The 15,888-nt window shown below is 71.6% G+C and carries 12 protein-coding genes and 1 tRNA gene; 5 read left to right on the forward strand and 8 right to left on the reverse strand.

The window, feature by feature from the left end:
* The first annotated feature begins 22 nt into the window (after positions 1–22).
* Together CG719_RS20005 and CG719_RS20010 are read left to right on the forward strand one after the other, a co-directional pair.
* Positions 23–382 carry an MmcQ/YjbR family DNA-binding protein gene (locus tag CG719_RS20005; protein WP_100570053.1) on the forward strand — a complete coding sequence of 120 codons (360 nt, stop codon included), beginning with the start codon at positions 23–25 and terminating at the stop codon, positions 380–382.
* 122 nt (positions 383–504) lie between these two features.
* A complete protein-coding gene (locus CG719_RS20010; protein WP_442802736.1) occupies positions 505–1,929 on the forward strand; it encodes an MFS transporter in 1,425 nt (474 codons plus the stop codon).
* Positions 1,930–2,072: 143 nt separating this feature from the next.
* Here CG719_RS20010 and CG719_RS20015 read toward each other — a convergent pair whose 3' ends face one another.
* On the reverse strand, positions 2,073–3,008 hold the full coding sequence (locus tag CG719_RS20015) for a transketolase family protein (RefSeq protein ID WP_100570054.1): 936 nt from the start codon (positions 3,006–3,008) through the stop codon (positions 2,073–2,075).
* 66 nt (positions 3,009–3,074) lie between these two features.
* Positions 3,075–3,782, reverse strand: coding sequence for a transketolase (locus CG719_RS20020; protein WP_100570055.1), 708 nt, complete (start codon positions 3,780–3,782; stop codon positions 3,075–3,077).
* Positions 3,783–3,929: 147 nt separating this feature from the next.
* Here CG719_RS20020 and CG719_RS20025 point away from each other — a divergent pair.
* A tRNA-Pro gene (locus CG719_RS20025) sits at positions 3,930–4,003 on the forward strand.
* 456 nt (positions 4,004–4,459) lie between these two features.
* Here CG719_RS20025 and CG719_RS20030 read toward each other — a convergent pair.
* Entirely contained in the window at positions 4,460–5,341 is an 882-nt protein-coding gene (locus tag CG719_RS20030) for a helix-turn-helix transcriptional regulator (protein WP_100570324.1), read from the reverse strand.
* 198 nt (positions 5,342–5,539) lie between these two features.
* Here CG719_RS20030 and CG719_RS20035 point away from each other — a divergent pair, with 198 nt between their 5' ends.
* On the forward strand, positions 5,540–5,938 hold the full coding sequence (locus tag CG719_RS20035; protein WP_234375665.1) for a (R)-mandelonitrile lyase: 399 nt from the start codon (positions 5,540–5,542) through the stop codon (positions 5,936–5,938).
* Positions 5,939–6,595: 657 nt separating this feature from the next.
* Positions 6,596–8,728 (forward strand): cellulose binding domain-containing protein, encoded by a 2,133-nt coding sequence (locus CG719_RS20040; protein WP_100570056.1) that lies wholly within the window; start codon positions 6,596–6,598, stop codon positions 8,726–8,728.
* Between the two features lie 140 nt (positions 8,729–8,868).
* Here CG719_RS20040 and CG719_RS20045 read toward each other — a convergent pair whose 3' ends face one another.
* From CG719_RS20045 to CG719_RS20065, 5 genes are all read right to left on the reverse strand, one after another.
* Entirely contained in the window at positions 8,869–9,501 is a 633-nt protein-coding gene (locus tag CG719_RS20045; RefSeq protein WP_100570057.1) for a hypothetical protein, read from the reverse strand.
* A gap of 165 nt (positions 9,502–9,666) precedes the next feature.
* Positions 9,667–10,638, reverse strand: coding sequence for an oligopeptide/dipeptide ABC transporter ATP-binding protein (locus CG719_RS20050; RefSeq protein ID WP_100570058.1), 972 nt, complete (start codon positions 10,636–10,638; stop codon positions 9,667–9,669).
* Complete coding sequence (locus CG719_RS20055; protein WP_100570059.1) at positions 10,635–12,689, reverse strand: dipeptide/oligopeptide/nickel ABC transporter permease/ATP-binding protein; 2,055 nt, start codon at positions 12,687–12,689, stop codon at positions 10,635–10,637. The genes CG719_RS20050 and CG719_RS20055 overlap by 4 nt, the downstream gene beginning before the upstream one ends.
* A 1-nt stretch (position 12,690) precedes the next feature.
* Positions 12,691–13,641, reverse strand: coding sequence for an ABC transporter permease (locus CG719_RS20060; protein ID WP_100570060.1), 951 nt, complete (start codon positions 13,639–13,641; stop codon positions 12,691–12,693).
* 591 nt (positions 13,642–14,232) lie between these two features.
* Positions 14,233–15,807 carry an ABC transporter substrate-binding protein gene (locus tag CG719_RS20065; RefSeq protein ID WP_234375690.1) on the reverse strand — a complete coding sequence of 525 codons (1,575 nt, stop codon included), beginning with the start codon at positions 15,805–15,807 and terminating at the stop codon, positions 14,233–14,235.
* Positions 15,808–15,888: the final 81 nt, after the last annotated feature.

Consider the following 15,888-nt stretch of genomic DNA (forward strand, 5'->3'; position numbering starts at 1 on the left):
GGCACGGGTTAGCGTGCGTGGCATGCCGGATGCCCATGACGTACGCCGTATCGCCCTGTCCCTGCCGGACACCACCGAGAAGACCGCCTGGAGCATGCCCACGTTCCGGGTCGCGGGGAAGATGTTCGCCACCCTGCCGGAGGAGGAGACCTCCATAGCCGTGCGCTGTCCCAAGGAGGAGCGGGACGAACTGGTCCTGGCCGAGCCGGAGAAGTTCTGGATCGCCGGTCATGAGGCGCAGTTCGCCTGGGTACGGGTCCGGCTCGCGGCGCTGGAGGACGAGGCCGAGCTGCGGGACATCCTGGCGGACTCCTGGCGCCAGGCGGCTCCGCCGCGGCTGCTCGAGGCCCATCCGGAGCTGGGACTGCCCACCGCCCGCTGAAAACCCCCTCGGGCGTTGTCAGCGGGCCGTGGCATGATCCGGAGACAGTGGGGCCGGCCGACGCGGGAGGGGCCGCGGTCGGCAGGGGTGGGGGATCGGTCGGGGAGGGGAGTGCCGCAGGGATGACCGGAACGTCGTCGCAGCCGTCGCAGCCGTCGACGGGGGAGGCCCCGGGGCGGGATGACCTCGCTGCCGGAGCCGGAGCCGGACCCGGAGCGGGGGTCCGAGTCGGGGCCGGGGCCGGAGTGGGGGACGGCGGTCGGGCGCGGTCGGTGTGGTCGCGGGACTTCGCGCTGTTCTTCGTCGCGCGGGCCGTCGCCCGGCTCGGCGACACCATGCTGCCGGTCGCCCTCGCCGCGGGCCTGCTCCAGCACGGATACGGCGCGGGCGCGGTCGGCCTCGCCATGGCCTCGACGGCCGCCGCCTTCGCCGGACTCGTGGTCTTCGGCGGGGTCATCGCCGACCGGTTCAGCACCCGCAAGCTGATGATCGGCGCCGACCTGGTGCGGGTCGGCACCCAGTCCCTGGCCGCCGTGCTCTTCTACTCCGGGCACGTGGTGCTCTGGGAGATCTGCGCGATCGGCCTCGTCAACGGCGTGGCGGGCGCCGTGTTCCAGCCCGGCGTGGCCAGCACGGTGCCCCGGCTCGCCTCCGACGTCCAGGCGGCCAACGGCGCCATACGCATCGCCGAGTCCTCGGCCCAGCTCGCGGGCCCCGCCGCCGCGGGCCTGCTCGTCGGCTTCGCCTCACCCGGCGGGGTGTTCGCGGCGCACGCCGCCACCTACGGGGTCAGCGCCCTGTGCCTGCTCCTGCTCCGGCTGCCCCCGCTCATCCGGACCGGCGCACCGGACCGCACCGCCGCCAGTGCCTTCAGAGCCGATCTGGTCGAAGGATGGCGGGAGTTCAGGGCCAGGTCATGGCTCTGGGGCGTCATCGCCGTCTGGTGTCTGTACATGATCGCCGTCTGGGGTCCGACCGTCCCGCTGGTGGCGACCGAAGTCGTCCAGCAGCACGGCCCGCGCGCCTACGGCCTGATCAACTCCGCCCTCGGCGCCGGCACCGTCGTCGGCGGCTTCCTCGCCCTGCGGCTGCGCCCCCGCCGTATGCTGCGCGCCGGAGCGTTCGCCCTGTTCGCCTTCGTCGGCTTCCCGGCGACGGTCGGGGCCGGCTTCGGCGTGCCGGCCATGGCGGCGGGTGCCGCCGTCGCCGGGGCGGGCATGTCGTTCTGGGGCGTGATGTGGGCGACCAGTGTCCAGACCCAGGTCCCCTCCGACGTCCTCAACCGCATCCACGCCTACGACGTGGCGGGCTCCCTCGCCATGATGCCCGTCGGCCAGGCCCTGGCGGGCCCGGCCGCCACCGCCCTGGGCGCGGACCACGTGCTGCTGGTGTCCGCCGGGATGAGTCTCGTCGTCCCGACGATCCTGCTGGCGGTGCCCGCGATACGCGGCCTCATACGGGCCGACGCACGCGGCACCCATGGCCCGCACGCGCCCGAGGGGGCCGTGGAGGCGACAACCGGGCGGACGCACCCCGAACCGCACTGACGGGGGCGACTCCGGCCCTGGGGCCCGGCCGCCGCTGCCTTCGCGCGGAAGCCTTTCAGGCACCGCCCCTGAGGCACTGGCCCCCTTGAAGCATCGGCCTTCAGGCATCGAGCCTTGCGGTACCGGCTTTGAGGGACCGGCCCTCAGGTGCCCGGGGCGATTGCGATGCCCGCCCCGGCCCGGGTCCCGAGGAACGCCGAGATCCGTTCCCGCAGCGACCGGGCGTCGAGCCCGTGCGCGGCGGTGTGCTCCTCCGCGGTCCCGTAGCGCCGCAGCTCCGCGCGGCGCACGCCGAGCCCCAGCACGCGGTGCGGCACATCGCGGAGCGCGTCGTTCGCCGCCGAGGCCGACGTGTCCGCCAGGTACGGCTCGACGAGGACGACGTCCGTACCGGCCGACTCGGTGGCCAGGCGCAGGGCGGCCGCGTCGAAGGGCCGGACGGTCGTCGCGTACAGCACCGTCACGTCCAGGCCCTCCGTCGCGGTGAGCACGGCGTCGAGCAGGGGCCCGACGGCGACCACCACGCCCGAGCGGCCCTCGCGGACGGTCACGAAGTGCTCGCCGTCGACCGGGCGGCGGTCGGCGTTCGACTGCACGGACAGCCGTACGTAGACCTTGTCGTCGCCCGCGGCGACCGCGTGCCGCAGCAGGGCCTCGGCCTCGTCCGGGTGTCCGGGCACATGGACGGTCCAGCCGTCCAGGGTGTCGAGCAGTGCCACGTCGCCGGGTGCCATGTGGGTGTAGCCGCCCGCGGGCCAGTCGAAGGAGGCGGCGGCGCTGACCAGCACCGCGCCCACGCCCTGGTGCCCCAGATCCAGTTTGACCTGTTCGAAGGGGCGCTCGACGAGGAAGCTCGCGAAGGTGTGCAGGATGGGTCGCATACCGGTCAGCGCCAGTCCGGCGCCTGCACCGACGAGGAGCTGCTCGCGGATGCCGACGTTGATCACCCGGTCGGGATGCCGGCGCCACGCGTCGGTGAAACCGTCCCTGCCGATCTCGGCGAGGACGACCGCCACCCGCGGATCCTCGTCGAGCAGGCGCGAGACGGCCGGTGCGAGACGGTCACGCATGGTGTCCATGGGGGTCGAGCCCTTCTGTGTCGGTGAGTCGGGGGAAGCCGGGGGGCCTGCTCAGCGGGTTCCGGATCACGGGTTCTTCGGCTCAACCCGGGCCACCACCACGTGCGGACGGCCCGGATGCGGAGCCGTGAACGCGGCGTACAGCGCCTCGTGATCGCGGCCGTCGACGCTCGCGGTCGACCAGCCCGCCACCTCGAAGCGGGCCGCGATGCCGCCGGGACGGGCATGACTGGCGGAGGCGTTGTCGACGACGACGGTGTGCAATTGCTCGAGTCCGGCGGGCCCGGCGAAGGCGATGGCCTCGTGATTGCTGCCCTCGTCCAGTTCGGCGTCCCCGGTCAGCACCCACACGCGGGGCCGCTTCAGCCCCTGGGCGCGCAGCCCCAGGGCCGTGCCGACGGCGATGGGCAGTCCGTGCCCGAGCGACCCGCTGCCGATCTCGGCGCCCGGCACCAGGGTGCGGTCCGGATGGTGGCCGAGCGGGGAGTCGTAGGTGCCGAAGCCAGGCAGCCAGCCGACCGGTACGAAGCCCTTCGCGGCGAGCACCGCGTAGTACGCCATCGGGCCGTGTCCCTTCGACAGCAGGAACCGGTCCCGCTCGGGGTCGTCCGGCTGCTCCGGGCGGACCTTGAGCACCCGGTCGTAGAGCACCCAGAGCACGTCCAGCGTGGACGTGGCCGCCGGTCCGTGCTTCTCGTCGCCGGTCATGAGCCCCATCAGCCCGGGCAGATCGTCGTAGCCGTGGACGCGTCCGGTCTCCTCGGTGATCGTCATGCCACGAGGGTGCGACCTCAACCGAACTTGAGGTCAAGTACCGCCAGCCGTCACCGCCCGGACAAAACCCGTGCGCGACCACCGACCTGAGTGCGGTATTGTTTTCCTGCGCGTTCAGCCAGGGGAAACCCCAGGTCAGACGGGCAACGGGACGTGGCGCAGCTTGGTAGCGCACTTGACTGGGGGTCAAGGGGTCGCAGGTTCAAATCCTGTCGTCCCGACTGGAGACAGTCGCAGATCAGGGCCGGTTTCGGAGACATCCGAAACCGGCCCTTGGTCATTCTTGGGGACCAGTCAAGGACCGGCGTGCCTGACCGGGGCCAGCGGGGCACGACGACCGGATCTTGTGTGCGTCCGGGTGCGGGTAGCGCTGGGTGGTGGTCAGTGACCCGCGGCCGGCGATGGGGATGCGTCCGCCGCCCCGCGACGCACCGGCCCCGGCGCCGCGCGCTGGTTTCGGGCAACTCCTCACCCACGCGCGCGACATGACTCTCGCCGGCTTCGGCAACGCCGACGTCCCCCTCGGACGTCCGGTGGAAGAACCACGGAGCCGCGCGGGCGCGGCTCGGCCAGGCGGCCGAGGGCGACGAACAACCCGGTATCACCTGGTCGAACGATGTCCGCCGAGCCCACGAACCGCGCCGGCATATGACCGTTCGCCGTGTTGCAGGTGATGCTCAGGTGTCCGACTTGCAAGATGGGCGGCTCGGCAAGTCGCTTCCGCCTCCCGCATAACTCGCCAAGAAGTTGAATCCCTCCTCGGATCGTGATCCGGGCTCCGCCACGTAGGTGAAGATCTCCACGCCGGGGTCCGCGGTTACCGCGAGTCGCTCGTACCGCAGTATGAGCTCGCCGACGAGAGGATGATTGAAGCGCTTCTCTGCTTCACGATGCAGGCGCACGTTGTGGGTGGCCCAAAGCGCGGCGAATTCGTCGGAGTACAGCGAGAGTTCGCCGACGAGCTCGGACAGGTCACGGTCGAACGGGTCGCGCCCGACTTGCGCTCTCAAGGCCGCGACACATTCTTTGGCCGTCCGGCCCCAATCGGCGAAGAATTCCTTGGCGCGCGGATCGAGATAAGTGAACCGGGCCACGTTCGCGGGTGCGCGCGATGTGAACATCGGTGCGTAGAATTCCCGTCCGAGATGGTTGACGGCGAGTATGTCCTGACGACTGTTGACGACGAAAGCGGCAGCACCGTTCAGCGCATTGATCATCCACTCGATGCTCGGGCGCACAGTTCGCCTGGCCGGTCTGCGGCGCTTGTCGGTGACCTGATCTCTCGAGGCGCGAGCCAGGTTGAAAAGATGCGCCCGCTCGGCCTCGTCCAGACGAAGCGCGCCCGCGACCGCTTCGAGGATCTCCTCCGAAACGCCCGCCAGGTTGCCGCGCTCCATCCGGTTGTAGTAGTCGACGCTGACTCCTGCCAGAGTTGCGACTTCCTCTCGCCGGAGACCCGGAACCCGTCGCACCCCGTAGGAGGGAAGGCCAACCTCCTCGGGCGTGATCTTTGCTCGCCGTGAGGTGATGAAATCCCGTATCTCGGTCTTTGCGTCCACGGCCACGAGATTACCTCCGATGCAGGGGCCGTGGGGTGCCCTGTGAGTACATGGATAAGCCCGCCCTCCCACCCCCGTCGGAACGGTGTTTTCCTGGCCTCGACTGAATTCGGCGAGAGGCCGCGTACGACCGGACCAGCTCGACGAAAGTTCGGCGACTGCCCTCGCTTCGAGGACGAACACCTACATAGGAGGACAATGATGAAGGTCATGAGGAACGGACTTGAAACGATGGCTGGTCCCGGCGAATGGTTCGCCGGGAGCGTCCACATCGACGTCATCAGCACGCCGGCGCCGCCCTCGCGAATTATGGGTGGAGTCGTCCACTTCGCTCCTGGTGCGCGTACGTCATGGCACACCCACCCTCTTGGCCAGACGATCCTTGTCACCGAGGGAATCGGTCTCATCCAGCGTGAGGGAGGGCCGGTCGAGGAAGTGCGGCCGGGTGACCGCGTCTACATCGAACCGGGTGAGAATCACTGGCACGGCGCCACACCCACGTGCTTCCACACCCAGATCGCCTACCAGGCGTCCGACAGCGAGGGCAATCACACCACTTGGGGTCGCCACGTCACCGAGGAGGAGTATCCCGGCTAGATTCCGCTGCGGCGGCTCTCCCGCCTCCCGCCTCCAGGCACGAACGGCCGCGGCGGTCGACCGCCGGCCCCCGCCAGGAGGCGCAGGAGACGACGGCTGACGAGTGCGGGCCTGCCGGGGGATCGTCCGGCGGCCCGACAGCGGGCAGTGCTGAGGGGACCGTTGTCATTCGGGTTGACGCCGGGCAGGAGCAGCATCCGCGTGGTCCGGCGACGACACCACCAGATGCTATTCCTGTCCTCCCTGTGCCATCGCAGGGTCTGTCGCCCGCAGGCGCCTCGGGCCCGATCAGCGGTTCCCGTTCGGGGAACGGTCACCGTGACTGTTCCCTGAACCCTTGTGCACGACGAAGGGGCAAGCGGCTCGGAGTGACCGGGAGGGGAACGCGCGGCGCGGGCAGCGCGGGCGGGGGACTCTCCTCCCGCGCCTGTCCCGTCCGTTGACAGGACGTCACACCACTCTCATTATGGGAGCGCTCCCATCCGCGGGCGATCCGGTCACCGCCCCGCCCGCGCTCGAACGCACCGCGTCCCCGCACCGCTTCCCGTGCCACCGGCGCGGAACGTCCTGCCGTCGCACCGGCACTCCACCCGTCCGGCCGCACGGTCCGGCAGCGCCTGCCCCGCCCGTGCCGTCGGACCCCGAGGGAGGACCCACATGCCCTTACCGCAGAGAGCCGGCCGGCCGGCCGGCACCGGCCCCCGCCACCTCGCACGCACCGCCGCCGTCCTGGCCGCCGCGCTCGCCCTGCTGTCCCCGCCGAGCGCCGCCGCCGTCGCGTCCGCCGCCGCGCGGGAGGCGCCCGCCGCGGACGTCGATGTCCGGGTCAACACGCAGGCGTCGCTGGGCCGCATGCCCGACACGGCACGCGGCGTCAATGCCGCGATCTGGGACTCGCACATGAACGATCCCGAGGTCGCCGGCCTGATGAAGGCGGCCGATGTCGGGGCGATGCGTTATCCCGGCGGTTCGTACGCGGACATCTACCACTGGAAGACACATACGGCGCCCGGTGGATACGTCGCCCCCGGCACCGACTTCGACTCCTTCATGGGTACCGCCCGTGCCGTCGGCGCCCAGCCGATACTGATCGCCAACTACGGTTCCGGCACGCCCGAGGAGGCTGCCGGCTGGGTCCGGTACGCGAACGTCACCAAGCACTACGGTGCGCGGTACTGGGAGATCGGCAACGAGATCTACGGCAACGGCCACTACGGCAACGGCTGGGAGCACGACGAGCACGAGGACAAGAGCCCCCGGGAGTACGCCCGTCAGGTCCGCGCCTACGCCAAGGCCATGAAGGCCGTCGACCCGACCATCAAGATCGGCGCGGTCCTCACCACCCCGGGCCAATGGCCGGACGGCGTCGTCGGCGAAGGAGATCCGGGCGACTGGAACCACACCGTGCTCTCCGAAGTCACCGACGTCATCGACTTCGTGAGCGTCCACTGGTACGCGGGCGGCTCCGACACCACCGCCGAGGACGCCATGACCAGGCTGACGATGCTGCCCGGCGAACTGCGGGAGGTACGCAGCCAGATCGACCGGTACGCGGGCGCCGACTCACCGCGCCTCGGCATCGCCGTCACCGAGATCAACACCAACACCGGCGGCGCCAGGCTCACCGCCCGACCCAACGGCCTTTTCGCCGCCGACGCGTTCATGACGGCTCTGGAGAACGGCGTCTTCACCGTCGACTGGTGGAACACCCACAACGGCCCGGACCAGATCACCACCGTCGACGGCGAGACCGACTACGGCGACATGGGAATGCTGTCCAGCGGTTCCTGCACCGGTGACGTCTGCGAGCCGGCGACGAACGCGCCGTTCCACCCGTACTACGGCATGAAGATGACCGGCGAACTGGGCGCCGCGGGCGACACCCTGGTCGCCGCCGCGTCCTCCGCGCAGGACGTCTCCGCACACGCCGTGCACCGTCGCGACGGGCGTCTGAGCGTCCTGCTCATCAACAAGGACCCGGACGCCGCCCGGACCGTGGGCCTTGAGTACACGGGCTTCACCCCGTCCGGCGCCGCCCCCGAGGTCCGCCGCTACGCGCCCGGCGACAGCGACATCACCGACGTCACCGAGGGCGGGGCGTCCGTCTCCCGGGTGACCGTGCCGCCGCGCGGGATGCTCACTGTAACCCTCACCCCGCAAGCCGGCACCGGGCCCGGTGCCTCCGGTGCCGAGGCCCCGGGGACCCCACGGCTGGAGGCGGTGACCGACACCACGGCGCGCCTGTCCTGGGAGGGTGCGCGGGGCGCCGCCCGCTACCTGGTCCAGGAACGCGACGGCGCTCACACCTGGCTGGTCGGCGAGACCACCGGCACGTCCGTGACCCTGCGGAACCTTCCCCCGGGCAGCACCCACACGGTCAACGTGCTGGCGGCCGACGCCTCGGGACGGCTCTCCGCCCCGTCCACTCCGCTGACCTTCACCACCGGCACCCCGCGGGACGCCACCTGCGTGGTGACCTACCACCGCGACACGGGCTGGGGGAACGGATTCGTGGCCACGGTCACCGTCCAGAACCTCTCGGACACCCCGATCACCGGCTGGACCGTGGACTGGGACTGGCCGACTGACCGTCAGTCGGTGTCCTCCGGCTGGAACGCCACGTTCCACCAGACCGGCCGGCACGTACGGGTGACCGCTCCCGAGGATGCCGGGCCGCTGGCTCCGAACGGTGGGTCGACGGCCTCGTTCGGCTTCGTCGGCGCCAATGACGGGCCCAACCCGGACCCGACGGTCTTCCGCCTCAACGGCACCGTCTGCTCCAGCGGCTGACGCCCGGCCCGCCCGGGACCGGTGGCAGGGTGACTTGCTCCCGGGCGGACCCCGACTGCGGGGTCGACTCCGCTCCAGGCGGCGTCGCCGGCGGATCGATCATCTCAGGGGACCCCGTAGGCGGGATGCCGACGGGCCCATCACTCGCCAGGGGCGGTGGTGAGCGGCAATCCTCCGCTGCCGCCGCCCCGCATGTCCTTCATGTCGAGCGGGTCCGCGTCGGCCCGGACGGCATGGATACCGAGCCATCCCCGGCCCTCGGGGGCGTCCTCGGCGGCGCTGATCCGGTACTCCACGGTGCGGGTGCCGTGGGCGGGCAGGTCCCGCGCCCCGGAAGCGCCGGTCAGCGGCTGGTAGTCGTTGGCCACGACCAGTTCGACGGGGTGCCAGTCACCGTCGGGGGCCTCGCGCCGTTCCACCGTCAGCTTGGGCGGCCGCTCGCCCGCGTAGTTCCACTCGACCTGCGCGGAGAGCGCGATGTCGCGGAGTGCCCTGCCGGTGGTGTTGCAGAGCTTGACGAGGACGGTCCGCGGTTCGCCGCCGGGGCGGACGGTGATGCCTTCGCGCGGGTCGGCGACCGTGGTGATCAGGTAGCCGTTGGTCCTGTCGGCGGCGGTGAGCTCTGGACAGGGCTTGCCCTGGAAGGCCGCGAAGCCGGGGTTGCCCTTGTCCCCGTCTGCCGAGGCCGGCGTTCCCTCGCAGGCGGTGGTGAAGAGGATCACCGCTCCCGCGGCGGCGACGGCGGATCTGGCCCAGCGCCTGTCTGCGTGCATGGATGCCCCTTCTCGTGAACCCCCGGTTGATGATCATGATGCCTGAGGGCCGCTCATGGTTGCGCCGCGAGGAAGGTGCCGTGACCACCGGCTCGGCCTGCGCGTGGGCCCTCTCCTCCGCCTCGGTAAGGCGGACGAGAGGGCCCGTACACAACGGCGGCCTTCCTACGTCCGGTCGTCCTCGGTCTGCGGGTGGACGCAGTGCCACCGGTGGGACTCGTCCGAGTCGGACCGGGCCGCGGGGAAGGCGGTCACGCAGGCGTCGTCGGCCTTCCAGCAGCGGGTGCTGAAGGGGCAGCCCGGCGGTGGGTTGACCGCGGACGGCACCGGGCCGTGCAGCACGATGCGTTCGCTGCGCTCCATCAGGCTCGGAGTGGCCGACAGCAGGGCCTGGGTGTACGGGTGCGCGGGGGAGTCGGCGACGCGTCGCGCCGGGCCCTCCTCCACGATCCGGCCGAGGTAGAGCACCGCGAGCCGGTCGGCGAGGTGCCGCACGGTCTGGATGTCGTGCGAGATGAACACCATGCCGAGGTTCAGCCGGTCCCGCAGGTCCACCAGGAGGTTGAGGACCTGCGCGCGTACCGACACGTCGAGGGCGCTGGTCGGCTCGTCGGCGACGATCAACTCCGGTTCCAGGGCGAGCGCGCGGGCGATGGCGACGCGCTGGCGCTGCCCGCCGGAGAGCTGTCCCGGCAGGGCCCGCAGGGTGTGCGCGGGCAGGCCGACCAGATCCAGCAACTCCTCGACCCGCGCGTCGCGTTCCTTGTCGCCACCCCGCCGGTGCACGTCCAGTGGGTCGCGCAGGATCCGGCCCACCGGCAGCCGCGGGTTCAGGGCGGTCGACGGGTCCTGGAAGACGACGCCGACGGAGGACCCGAACTCGCCGCGCCGCCGCGCGCCGGGCATCGTCCACAGGTCCTCGCCGTGGAAGGTGACCGTGCCCTCGGTGGGCCGCTGCAGACCCGTCAGCACCCGCGCCAGGGTCGACTTGCCGCAGCCGGACTCGCCGACCAGGCCGACGATCTCCCCGCGCCCGACCTCCAGCGAGGCGTCGGTCAGGGCGTGCACGTGGCCGCGGTCGAACAGGCCGCCGCCGCGGGCCTTGTGGCGTACGTGAACGTGGTCGAGCCGGATCATCGGTTGCTCCCCTGAAGCATGGCGGCCGACACGGGGTGGTGGCACGCGGTGCTGTGGTCGGGCCCGCCGCCGGGGACGGGCGGGGTGGTGCGGCACACGTCGGTCGCCGCCGCGCAACGCGAGGCGAACCGGCAGCCGTCCCCGAAGCGGCGGGGCGCCGGGACGATGCCGGGGATCTGGTGCAGCCGCTCGGCGCCCGCCTCCAGGGACACCACCGAGCCGAGCAGACCGCGGGTGTAGGGGTGGGCGGGCGCGGACAGCAGCGACCGGGTCCCGGCGACCTCCGCGACCTGGCCGGCGTACATCACGGCGATCCGGTGCGACAGGTCGCCGACGAGCGCCAGGTCGTGGGAGACGAGGATCATCGCGAAGCCGAGCTCGTCGCGCAGCCGTTCGAGCAGTTCCACCACCTGGGCCTGGACGGTGACGTCGAGCGCGGTGGTCGGCTCGTCCGCGATCAGCAGGCGGGGGCTGCGGGAGAGCGCCATGGCGATCAGTACGCGCTGACGCTGGCCGCCGGAGAGTTCGTGCGGGTAGCTGCGCAGGGTCCGCCGCGGGTCGAGGCCGACGAGTTCGAGCAGTTCGGCGGGGGTCTGCGTACCGCCGCGGCTGGTGAGCTGCTTGAGCTGACGGCCGACGAGCACCGAGGGGTTCAGTGAGGAGAGAGCGTCCTGGTAGACCATGGCGATCTCCGGGCCGTTGAGGGCCCGGCGCTGCCGGGGGCCGAGCTCCAGGAGGTTCCGGCCGCGGTACTCGACGCGACCGCCGACCTCGGCGTTGCGGGCCAGCAGGCCCATGACGGCCAGGCTGGTGATGCTCTTGCCGCAGCCCGACTCGCCGACCAGGCCGAGGGTCTCGCCCTCGCGGACCGAGAAGGAGATGCCGTCCACGACCCGGGTGTCGCCGTAGCGGTCCGGGAAGCGGATGGTCAGGTCCTCCACGACCAGGAGCTCGGGCGCGTCGCCGGCGATCGGAGGGACGGCGGACGGACCACTCAGCACACGCGCGGAGAGCCGGGCGAGCGCGGCGTCGACGTCCGCGGCGGCGTCGGTGTTCGCGACGGGACCTGCGGCATCAGCCGCACCGGCGGCACCAGCGGAAGCGGACTCGGCGCTCCCGGCCGCACCGGACACGGCGGATACGGCGGTCTCGGCCACGGAGGGCGCCGACGGCTGTGGATCCCCGTCGTCCGCGCGGGCGTCGGACGGCGCCGCCGCCGCGTCGGTGAGGCCCTCGGACAGGATGTTCAGGGCGAGTACGGTCACCAGCAGCACAAGGCCGGGCAGCAGGGTGGCCCACCAGCCGCCCGACAGCAGGATCTGCCGGCCGTAGGACAGGACGTTGCCCCAGCTGGGGTCGGGGTCCTGCACACCGGCCCCGATGAAGGAAAGGCTGGCCTCGAAGATGATGGCGTCGGCGACCAGCACGGTGGCGAACACCATGACGGGCGCGGCGCAGTTGACGGCCACGTGGCGGACGACGATGTACGCGCGGCGGGCGCCGATCACCTTCTCGGCGGCCACGTAGTCCTCGCCGTACTGCGCCATGACGTTGGCGCGCACCACACGGGCGAGCGAGGGCATGTAGACGAACGCGATGCAGAGGATGAGCACGGGCAGGCTGGTGCCGAAGACGGTGACCAGTACGGCCGCGAGCGCGATCGGCGGGAAGGCCATCACGATGTCGAGCGTGCGCATCACCGACTCGTCGCCGAGTTTGCGCGAGGTGGCGGCGAGCGAGCCGAGGACGGCGCCCAGCACGAGGGCGGCGGCGGTCGAGCCCAGACCGATGACCAGGGAGTAGCGGGCGCCGTAGACGACACGCGCGAAGATGTCCCGGCCGACCCGGTCGGTGCCGAACCAGTGGGCGCCGCTGGGTGCCTGGACGGGGACGCCGGTGGCGAGCGGATCGGCGGCGATCAGCGGCGCGAACACGGCGGCGAGGATCACGACCGCCAGCACGCCGAGGGCGAGCCGTGAGGACGGCGGAAGCGCCCGGAACCGGATGCCGGGGCGGGACAGTCTCCTGACGAGACCGCTTCTGGGGAACATGTCACACCGTCCTGATACGCGGGTTGACCAGCAGGTACAGCAGGTCGACGACGACGTTGACGACCAGGAAGGCGACGGCGATGGTGAGCACGGTGCCCTGGACGAGTGCGACGTCGCCGCCGGTGACCCCCTCGAGGATCAGCTTGCCCATGCCGGGCAGGTCGAAGATGGTCTCGATCACGACCGCGCCGCTGAGCAGGTAGCCCACCCGTACGCCGAGCACGGTCAGCGGGGTGATGAGCGCGTTGCGCAGCACGCCCCGGACGACGACGTGACGGGGCAGTCCGTTGCCGGTGGCGGTCCGTACGTAGTCGCGGTCCAGCTCGGCCACCATGGAGGTGCGCACCAGACGGGCCAGCGAGGCCGCGACGGGGACGGCGAGGGCGAAGGCCGGCAGTGCCAGGGACCTGAGCCAGCCGCTGAAGGAGTCGGCCGGGTTGACGTAGCCGCCGGTGGGGAACACCGGGCTGTTCAGGGCGAACTGCTGGATGAGCAGCACCCCGAGCCAGAACGACGGGACCGCGACGCCCGCGATCGACAACACCCGGGTGAGCTGGTCCGGCCAGCGGTCGCGGAAGACCGCGCCGGTCACGCCGAGCACGAGGGCGAGGACGATCGCGATCACCAGGCCGAGCGCGGTGAGCTGGAGGGTGAGGGGGAGCGCGACGGAGATGCGGTCGAGCACCGGCTGGCTGGGCGGCACGGTGGAGCCGAGGTCTCCGCTCAGCAGCCGGCCGAGGAAGCGGACGTAGCGCACCGGCAGCGGGTCGTTGAGGCCGTTGGCCTCGGCGAAGGCGGCGCGGGCCGCGGCCGAGGCGCCGTCGCCCAGGGCGTTGTAGGCGGGGTCGACCGGCGAGAACTGAAGCACCACGAAGACGAGCAGTGTGATGCCGAGGATCATCACCGGCATGATCGCCAGACGGCGCAGCGCGAGCCGGAGGAATGTGACCATCGTGGGTTCCTAGAGAAGGGGAGGGCACCGGGCTTGCGGCAGCCGTCCGGCGGGCGCCGGGGTCGTGTCAGCCGTTCGGCGGACACCGGATGTGCGGCGGCCGCCCGGCGGGGCCTGGTTGCGTCAGCTGTTTGGTACGGCACGGTTGTGTCAGTCGCCCGACGAGCGCCGGGCCGGCGTCGGCCGTTCGGCGGACACCGGAGCTGTGGCGGCCGCCCAGCGGGGCCAGGGTGCCGGCAGCCGCCTGGTAGGCACCGGGGTGCGGTTGCTGTCCAGCAGGCCCGCGGGCCCGGCTGCCGTCCGGCGGGCGCCGGGCCGGCGTCGGCCGTTCGGCAGACGCCGGAGCTGTGGCAGCACCCAGCGGGCCCGGGTTGCGGCAGCCGCCTGGTAGGCAGCGGATTGCGGTTGCTGTCCAGCAGGCCCCCGGGCACGGCAGCCGTTCGGCGGGCGCCGGGCCGGCGGCCACCGCCCGGCAGGTACCGGCGCGCAGCCACCGCCCGGCAGGCGGCGCCGTGGCCGTGGCGGTCGCCCGGCGGGGTCCCCGCCGGAGTGACCGTGCCCGCCGCCGCGGCGACGGGGCCGGACGGCGGGTCAGGCGCGGCTGACGTCCAGGAGCGACAGACCGGTCGTCGGCAGGGGCTTGAACCCCGGCAGCGCCTTGTCGTTCCAGGCCGTGGGCAGCTTGCGGTGCAGCACGGGATAGAGGGCGGCGGCGTCCGCGACCAGGTCGACGGCCTGGCCCCACAACTCCTTGCGCGTGGCCTCGTCCGCGGCCTGGGCGGCCTTGTCCAGCAGGGAGTTGACCTTCTTGTACTCGGCGGTCCCGCCCCAGCCGTAGCGGCTCTCGGGCCACAGCCCGGAGTAGTACCAGCGCATCAGCAGGTCGACGTCGTTGCCGAAGACGGACGGGTCGCCGGGGGCGAGCAGGACCGTGTAGGAGCCGGCGTCCACCTTGGCGTACTGGGCGGAGGACTGGCCGATGCTCAGCGTGGTCTTCACGCCGATCGCGTCCCAGCTCTCCTTGACCAGCGGAGCCACGTCCTTGACCCAGCCGGTGTCGGTGGTCAGCAGCGTGACCGAGAGGTTCTTGGCACCGGCCTCGTCGAGCAGCTTCCTGGCCCTGGCCGCGTCGTGCCCGTAGACCGTGGCGGCCTGGTGGAAGTCGGGGTGGGTGGGCTGGAGGTAGCTGCGCGCGGCCGTGCCGTTGCCGGCCATGGCCGTGGTGATGAGCTTGTCGGTGTCCAGCGCGTAGTGGAGCGCCTGGCGCACCCGCTTGTCGTCGAAGGGCTTCTTCTTGCAGTTGAACATCAGGAAGAGCAGGCCGAAGGACTGCACGGACTCGACCTTCACCTTCCGGGCGAGGCGGTCCACGTCCAGGTAGGGCACGTCCTCGATGGCCTGCACCCGGCCCGACTCCATGGCGCTGACCCGGGCGGCGGGGTCGGAGACCAGGCGCCAGACCATCTTCTTGGCCTTGGCCGGGTGGCTGCCGTTGTACTTGTCGTACGCCTCGAAGACGATCTTGTCCTCGCGGGTCGCCGAGACCATCCGGTACGGGCCCGAGCCGACCGGCAGAGCGTCGAAGCCCTTCTGGTCCGCCTCCACCAGCTTCTTCGGAACGATCTTGGCCACCGAGACGCGGCCGGGGAACAGCGCGAAGGGGTACTTCAGCTTGAACTCGACCGTCCTGGCGTCGACCGCCTTCACCGAGTCGAGGAACGGCAGGAACTGCGCCATCAGGGAGGCGTTCTTCTCGTCGAGGATCCGCTCGAAGCTGTGGACGACGTCCTCGGAGGTGACGTCGGAGCCGTCGTGGAAGGTGGCGCCCTCGCGCAGGGTGGCGCGGTAGGTGGTGGCGTTCACCTTGACCGGCAGCGCGGTGGCCAGGCCGGGCCGGGCCTCGAGCGTGGCCGGATCCAGGTCCACCAGGCCCTCGAAGACGTGCAGGTTGGCGGCGATCGGGGTGGCGCCCGAGGCGGTCATCGGGTCGAAGCCGGTCGAGAGGGCGTAGGAGATGCCCGTCTCGATGGTGTCCGTCCCTCCCGAGCCGCTCGCGCCGCTGTCCGAGCCGGTCGAGGCCGGGCCGCTGCACGCGGAGATCGAGGCGGTCAGGGCCGAGGCGGCCCCGAGGGCACTCGCATAGCGCAGAAATCTGCGACGATCCATGCCGACGGGCGTCTTGTACGACACGAGAGGTCCCTCCTGGGGGCGGCACAAAGCGAGGAAAAGAAAGAAGAGTTGAGGTCT

The organism is Streptomyces sp. CB01373 (assembly GCF_002803075.1).
GTDB lineage: Bacteria > Actinomycetota > Actinomycetes > Streptomycetales > Streptomycetaceae > Streptomyces.